Raw genomic sequence first — 6,725 nt, 5'->3', positions numbered from 1 at the left:
CAGGAGAGGTGCCTCAGCGCTTGCTGGACGACCTGGGCATCCAGAAACGGTGGCTCGCGCGTTTCCCGCACGAGCTGTCGGGCGGCGAGCTGCAGCGCTTCTGCATCGCCCGCGCGCTGGCGGCGAACCCGCGCTACCTTGTGGCTGACGAGGTGTCCACCATGCTGGACGCCGTCACTCAGGCGCAGATCTGGCGTTTTCTCGTGGCGGAAACGCAGGCTCGCGGCATCGGCCTCGTGTTCGTGTCCCATTCGCACGCGCTCACCGAGCGCATCGCCACCCGCGTGGTGGATTTGGTGGCTCGCTAACGTTCTGTTCGGATAAAAGGTTATTTCTATCCGAAAACATACTTGCCGAGATATATTCGAGTTTGACTATAATCGTTGAAAAGAATAGTATGGGTGCAGTTCGGATACGAGGGGGCTGTGCGTCTCGTCATGGGTTCGAACGTCGAAGATCGAGAGAACGAGGGAAGGTACTCAATGAAGAAGCACATTCGCATCATGCTCGCGTCCGTGTGCGCGTTTGCCATGGTAGGGGCGTTCGCCCTGATCGGCTGCTCGTCGAATACCGAGCAACAAGCCGGCGAGACGCAGAAGCCCGCCGAAGAGCAGGCCAAGTCGGAGAGCCACGAGGCCGTGGAGCTGCAGCTGTTCGCCGCGAACTCGCTGTCGAAGGCCATGGACGCCGTACAGGAGCTGTACACGCAGGATCATACCTGGGTGACGTTCAAGGACACGCAGTATCTGTCTTCGGGCGAGCTGAACGAGCAGCTTGCCGGCGGCGCGTACGCCGACGTGCTGATCTCCGCCTCCAAGGGCAAGATGGACGATGCCGTGGAGAAGGGCTATGTCGACGAGGCGACTCGCTTCGACATGTTCAAGAACGACCTCGTGATGGTTGCCGGCGAGGATTCCGAGCTTGCCGCCAAGTACGCTGATCAGAGCTTCACGCTGGACGACCTTGCCACCGGCGATTACACAGTGGCTGTGGGCGATGCCTCTGTGCCGGCCGGCAACTACACCAATCAGGCGCTTTCCACCGTCGGTTGCTTCATCGACGCCGACGGCAAGACCGGCAAGGACAGCGCCGGCACCGACGGCTCCTACGACGGCACGCCGCTGGAGGGCAAGGTGAACTTGCAGAGTTCCGTGGGCAACGTGTGCAAGCAGGCGCAGTCCGGAGCCGTGGACGTGGCGTTCGTGTACAGCTCCGACGTGTACCGCTTCGGCGGCGTGAAGGTTATCGGCGTCGTCCCGGACGACACGCACAAGAACATCATCTACCCGGCTGCCATCTGCAAGGACTCCACGCAGGCCGAGGCTGCAAACGAGTTCATCGAGTGGGCTACCACCAACGCCGATGCCAAGAAGCTTTGGCAGGAGTGGGGCTTCGAGCTGGTTTCCTAGACTAGGCGCACATACGGTATAGTGACAAGGAAAGGATGGGATCGTACACGCCCATCCTTTCCGTGCGACAAGGACGATCTTATGGACAACACTCTAATCGACCGCATCGTTGGCGTCTTCTCTCGCGCTGCGATGCCGATCGTCTCATGCGCTTTGGCAATGGCGATCGCTTTCATCCCCGGCACCGCCCTTGCTGGCGCCGATGAAGAAGGCGATCTCGACGCGCCGAATGCGGCAGCGGGTGGCACATCGGCGCAATCGGCGCAGGAGGACACGGCGATCGACGATGCCGTGAACATCGCCGCCGATGGGAAATCGGCTTCGGTCGAAGGCAGCCCCTTCGCGCTCGAGGATTTCTCGCGTTCCCAGGTGGGCAGCAACAGCGACGTGAACGGCGTCTATGCAGGTTACCGCTATTTCGTCTCGGACGAGTCGGGTAGTCTCGCGGTTGTCGCCACCGACGAGCTCACCGTGGTCCACGTGCCGTCCGAGACTGCGCAGGCCGTGGGATTCGACGCCGAATCGTCCGAGAGCCGAGGTTTCCTCAAGCAGTTGCTCGTGGCTCTCGACGCGCAGAATTCGAAGGGCGGCGCGACGCTGTCCGCCGAGGGAGAGTGGGCGTTCACCGGAGAGCCTGAGTTCGAGCGGGACGGCGTGGTCTACAAGTTCGACCAGGAGCTCAAGCCCGGCGAGTTCTACGTCTGCGTCGTCGGTGCAGACGGCTCCGACGTGACGCAAGCGTCGTATCCCTCCTATGTGCGGCTCACCCATGCCGACTTCGCCACGCTCGCGTCTGCCGACCAGGTGAGCGTGATCGGGGCCCCCGAGGGCTTCGAGGCGTTGGCGTCGTTCTTGAAGGGCATCGACTACAGTCCCTTGTGGGTGACGCTGAAGACGACGCTCACGGCTATCGTGTTCATCTTCGTCCTGGGGCTTTTGGCCGCGTACTTCAGCCTGCGCATCCCCGCGCGGGCGCAGGATATCGCCGATTCCATCTTCACCATCCCCATGGTACTGCCGCCCACGGTGTGCGGCTTTCTGCTGCTGCTGGCGTTCGGCAAGAACACCGCGGTGGGGCAGTGGTTCATCGACATCGGCTTCCCGCTGATATTCAGCTGGCAGGCCACCGTGCTGGCGGCCGTGGTGGTGGCGTTCCCGCTGATGTACCGCAGCGCGCGTGGCGCGTTCGAGAACCTCGATCCGAACATGCTGGACGCGGCCCGCACGTTGGGCTGGAGCAACGCGAAGATATTCTTCAAGCTGATGCTGCCGCTGTCGTGGTCGTCCATCGCGGCGGGCACCGTGCTGTCGTTCGCGCGCGCCCTCGGCGAGTTCGGTGCGACGCTGTTTCTGGCCGGCAACTACCTGGGAATCACGCGTACCATCCCCATCGCCATCTACTTCGAGTGGATGAACGGCAACACCGACGTGGCCATTTTCTGGACGGTTGTCATCATGGCGTTCAGCTTCGTGGTCATCCTGTTCATCAATCTGTGGAGCAGGCGCACCACGAGCTATCGCAGGGGGATGGAAGCGTAATGAGCCCTGCCATCCTGAGCGCAGCGCGCAGCGCGGAGTCGAAGGATCCCGCGCGGCGCAAGCCGAGTGTCTTTGGGAAGGAATTGCCGAAATGAGTCTCGAAGTCAACATACGCAAGTCGTTCTCGTCGTTCACGTTGGACGTGGCGTTCGAGGCAGGGGACGAGACGCTGGGGTTTTTGGGCGCATCGGGATGCGGGAAGAGCCTTACCATGCGCTGCATCGCTGGCATCGAGACGCCTGACGAGGGACGCATCGTGGTGAACGATCGGGTGTTCTTCGATTCCGAGCGGAAGATCAACCTCACGCCGCAGCAGCGCAAGACGGCGCTGCTGTTCCAGAGCTACATGCTGTTCCCGAATCTGACGGTGGCCGAGAACGTGGCCGCGGGCATCGGGCGCGAGGCGTCGAAGGCCGACCGCGACGCGCTGGTGGCCGCAGAGCTCAAGCGTTTCGGGCTGGAAGGGTTCGACCGGCGCTATCCGGCTCAGCTGTCGGGCGGCCAGCAGCAGCGCGTGGCGCTCGCCCGCATGCTGGCGGCGCGTCCGGGCATCCTCATGCTGGACGAGCCGTTCTCGGCTCTCGACGCGCACTTGAAGAGCGTGCTGGAGCAGAACCTGGTCAGCCTGTTCGATGCGTTCCACGGCACGGTGCTGTACGTCAGCCACGACATCGACGAGGCGCTGCGCTTCTGCGACCGCATCGCGGTGGTGGAGGCCGGGCGCATCACCGAGACGGGCACGGGCGACGACCTGGTGAACCGTCCGCAGTCGCTGGCCGGCGTGAAGCTGTCGGGCTGCAAGAACGCCACGGCGGCTGTTCGCGCGGGCGAGCGTAGCGTGCGTTTGCCGAAGTGGGGCATCGAGGCCGCGACGAGCGCGGCGGTGCCCGAGGACGTGAAGGCGCTCGGCGTGCGCGCGTTCTTCCTGCAACGCGTCGACGGCCCTGGCGAGAACTGCTACCGCGTGCGCGTGGATCGCGTCAGCGACTCGCGCTTCGAGCGCACGGTGCTGCTGGGCTTTCTCGATCGCGACGAGAGCGAGGCTCCCACGGTGTCGCGCACGGACGACGAGATGAAGTATCTGCACCAGCACCTGTTCTGGCGCGTCGACAAGCTGGCCGTGCCCGTCGACGAGCTGCCGCACGAGGGCGAAGAGCTGTGGATTCGCATCCCCCCGGACAAGGTGTACCTCGTGTCGCGCTAGAGACGCCCTCGCGCGCAGGTAACGGTGGCGAGGAGCGGCTCGGTGACCCACGCTCTAACGCGCTTCGCCCGTGTATTCAGCGCGCGCCGATCCTTTCGCGATATTGCGCCATGCGGTGATCCGAGGATGGCCTATACTGTATCCTCAGACGAGAAGGGAGTGCGTCCTGTGAAAGACAGCCATGGTCGTACCATCGACTATTTACGCATATCGCTCACCGACCGCTGCAATTTCCGCTGCATCTACTGCATGCCCGAAGAAGGCGTGCAATCGCTCGCGCACGAGGACATCCTGCGCATCGAGGAGATCGAGGAGGCGGTGCGCGTGGCGGCGGGCATGGGCATCCGCAGCATCCGCCTGACGGGCGGCGAGCCTCTCGTGCGCCTCGGCGTGGTGGATCTCGTGCGCGCTATCGCGCATACGCCCGGCATCGAGAACGTATCGATGACCACGAACGGCGTGCTGCTGCCGAAGATGGCGGCCGACCTCAAGGAGGCGGGCCTGTCGCGCGTGAACATCTCGCTCGATACGCTCGATCCCGAGCAGTTCAAGCAGATCACGCGCCGCGGCGAGCTGCAGCAGACCCTCGATGGAATCGATGCCGCGTTGGCGGCCGGCTTCAACCCCGTGAAGATCAACGCGGTGGCCGTGCGCAGCCTCGACCAGGACTACCTCGCGTTCGCGAAGCTGTCCATCGATCGCCCTCTGCACGTGCGGTTCATCGAGTACATGCCCGTGGGCGAGAGCTCCGGCAGCCACGGCTGCGGCTGGGGCAAGGACGACGTCGTGCCCAGCGAGGAGCTGTTCGAGACCATCAACGAGCGCGCCCGCGCCGCGGGGATGGACGAGCTGGTGCCGGCCGGCAACGACCGCCCGCTCGGGTGGGGGCCCGCGCGCTACTTCGAGTTCCCGAACGCGCAGGGCACGGTGGGCTTCATCAGCCCGCTGTCGCGTCACTTCTGCAGCGAATGCAACCGACTGCGGTTGACGGCCGACGGCAAGCTGCGCCCGTGCCTGTTCTCGGACGACGAGTACGACGTACGCACCGCGCTGCGCGCCGGAGACAACCAGGCGGTGCGCGCCGTGTTCGCCGAGGCCTTGGGGGCGAAGCCCGACGAGCATCACGACAAAGTAGGCACCGAACGCGGCATGTCGCAAATCGGCGGCTAAGAGGTTCCGCTTGCCTACGGCAAGCGGAACCTGCCGACGCTGCGCCGAGGAGCAAGTCCCCGAAGGGGGGGCGAAGGGACGAGGCGTGCCGCCTTCGCGCGATCCCAAGGGCTCGCGTACCGAAGTACGCTTCGCCCTTGCGATCCCCCGAATTCGACGCACCTCGTCCCTTCTCGCTGGCTTACTACGCCAACCTGCGACCTTCCAACCTGCAAGATACCGAACCAAGGAGACACCCATGACCGAGCAACAGCTGACCCATATCGACGAGCAGGGCGACGTGCGCATGGTGGACGTGTCGCAGAAGGCCGACACCGAGCGCGTCGCCGTGGCCGAGGGCTTCATCGCCATGCATCCCGAAACGCTCGCGCTCATCGTGGAGGGCAAGGCGTCGAAGGGCGACGTGCTGGCGTGCGCCCGCGTGGCCGGCGTCATGGCCGCCAAGCAGACGAGCACGCTCATTCCCATGTGCCACCCGCTCAACATCACGAAGGCGAAGGTGGAGTGCGCGCCCGTGGCCGAAGGCGAGCGCCCCGACGGCCTCGTGGGCATCCATGTGACCACCACCTGCGGCGTCACCGGCAAGACCGGCATCGAGATGGAGGCACTCACCGCCGCCAGCGTGGCGTGCCTCACCGTCTACGACATGTGCAAGGCCGTCGACCGCGGCATGGAGATCATGGACGTGCGCCTGCTCAAGAAAGAAGGCGGCAAGTCCGGCCTCTGGGAACGCGCTTTCTGATTCTCTCTGGCGTTGCGTGCCCAGCATCGGCTGGGACGGTGCGGCTTCCCTCTCTCGCCCGTGACGACGAAAGCCGGTACCCGTGGCAGAAACGGGGCGGTTTGGTAAACATGATTCATGTGAACAAGTTTGCAGGTTTTCGCCGACCAGGCGTTTTCGGGTCGTTTTTACCTGTGAAGGTCGAACCATGGCTCCGACCGGGCGGGATCGGAGCCTATGGGATTACCAAACCGCTTCGTTTCTGCCATGCGGAGCGGTTTTCTGCGTCACGGGCTCGTGTGTACTCCCTACCTCGTGGAACGCTGCGCGTTTGACGAGTCGACTCGCGGGGCCGGACGAAGCGCAAGCCGGACTCGCGTCGAATCGCAAAACGCGCTGCATATGATCGGTGCGGCGAGAGACGCACGAGTCTGCGATGTCTGCGTGCCTGCGAGCCCGTGCGCTGTCGCCGCACCATGGGGGGGGGCTACTCTTCCTCGCTCAACTCGCCTTTGATGAGGCTGCGGGCCACGCAGATGGCGGCTCCGGCGGTGGCGGCGACGCCGACGACGATGCCACCGATGGCGACGGGGTCGCCCGTCCGGGCCAGCTTCTTCGCTTGCGGCGTTGGCGTAGACGTGACGACTTCGGGCGCGAAGGCGTCGGGAGCGGGGGAGGGCTC

Annotated in this window: 7 protein-coding genes; 6 read left to right on the top strand and 1 reads right to left on the bottom strand. The window is 64.4% G+C overall.

The window, feature by feature from the left end; translation table 11 throughout:
* The 6 genes from ACMO6A_RS08930 to moaC form a co-directional block, all read left to right on the top strand.
* On the top strand, positions 1-308 hold a 308-nt coding region (locus ACMO6A_RS08930), incomplete at its 5' end, for an ATP-binding cassette domain-containing protein (RefSeq protein WP_418471126.1).
* Between the two features lie 174 nt (positions 309-482).
* The gene (locus ACMO6A_RS08925) at positions 483-1,409 is read left to right on the top strand and encodes a molybdate ABC transporter substrate-binding protein (protein WP_009306379.1); all 927 of its coding nucleotides are present in this window, start codon (positions 483-485) and stop codon (positions 1,407-1,409) included.
* A gap of 81 nt (positions 1,410-1,490) precedes the next feature.
* Positions 1,491-2,948 (top strand): molybdate ABC transporter permease subunit, encoded by a 1,458-nt coding sequence (gene modB / locus ACMO6A_RS08920; RefSeq protein ID WP_009607849.1) that lies wholly within the window; start codon positions 1,491-1,493, stop codon positions 2,946-2,948.
* A 91-nt stretch (positions 2,949-3,039) separates the two neighbouring features.
* On the top strand, positions 3,040-4,152 hold the full coding sequence (locus ACMO6A_RS08915) for a sulfate/molybdate ABC transporter ATP-binding protein (RefSeq protein ID WP_009607891.1): 1,113 nt from the start codon (positions 3,040-3,042) through the stop codon (positions 4,150-4,152).
* 168 nt (positions 4,153-4,320) lie between these two features.
* A complete protein-coding gene (gene moaA, locus ACMO6A_RS08910; protein ID WP_009607859.1) occupies positions 4,321-5,322 on the top strand; it encodes a GTP 3',8-cyclase MoaA in 1,002 nt (333 codons plus the stop codon).
* A 238-nt stretch (positions 5,323-5,560) separates the two neighbouring features.
* Positions 5,561-6,064 carry a cyclic pyranopterin monophosphate synthase MoaC gene (moaC, locus tag ACMO6A_RS08905; protein WP_009607850.1) on the top strand — a complete coding sequence of 168 codons (504 nt, stop codon included), beginning with the start codon at positions 5,561-5,563 and terminating at the stop codon, positions 6,062-6,064.
* 466 nt (positions 6,065-6,530) lie between these two features.
* On the opposite strand, the gene ACMO6A_RS08900 is transcribed toward moaC, so the two are convergent.
* Positions 6,531-6,725 (bottom strand): hypothetical protein (locus ACMO6A_RS08900; RefSeq protein ID WP_418471124.1); only part of this gene is annotated, 195 nt, incomplete at its 5' end.

It is taken from the genome of Eggerthella sp., assembly GCF_048329335.1.
Lineage (GTDB): Bacteria > Actinomycetota > Coriobacteriia > Coriobacteriales > Eggerthellaceae > Eggerthella > Eggerthella lenta.
This window is presented reverse-complemented; position numbering and strand designations above follow the sequence as displayed.

What these genes read in the sequence shown, in the direction of transcription:
- ACMO6A_RS08925 (WP_009306379.1), top strand. Translation starts at nt 483, where the DNA reads ATGAAGAAGCACATTCGCATCATGCTCGCGTCCGTGTGCGCGTTTGCC.
- modB (WP_009607849.1), top strand. Translation starts at nt 1,491, where the DNA reads ATGGACAACACTCTAATCGACCGCATCGTTGGCGTCTTCTCTCGCGCT.
- ACMO6A_RS08915 (WP_009607891.1), top strand. Translation starts at nt 3,040, where the DNA reads ATGAGTCTCGAAGTCAACATACGCAAGTCGTTCTCGTCGTTCACGTTG.
- moaC (WP_009607850.1), top strand. Translation starts at nt 5,561, where the DNA reads ATGACCGAGCAACAGCTGACCCATATCGACGAGCAGGGCGACGTGCGC.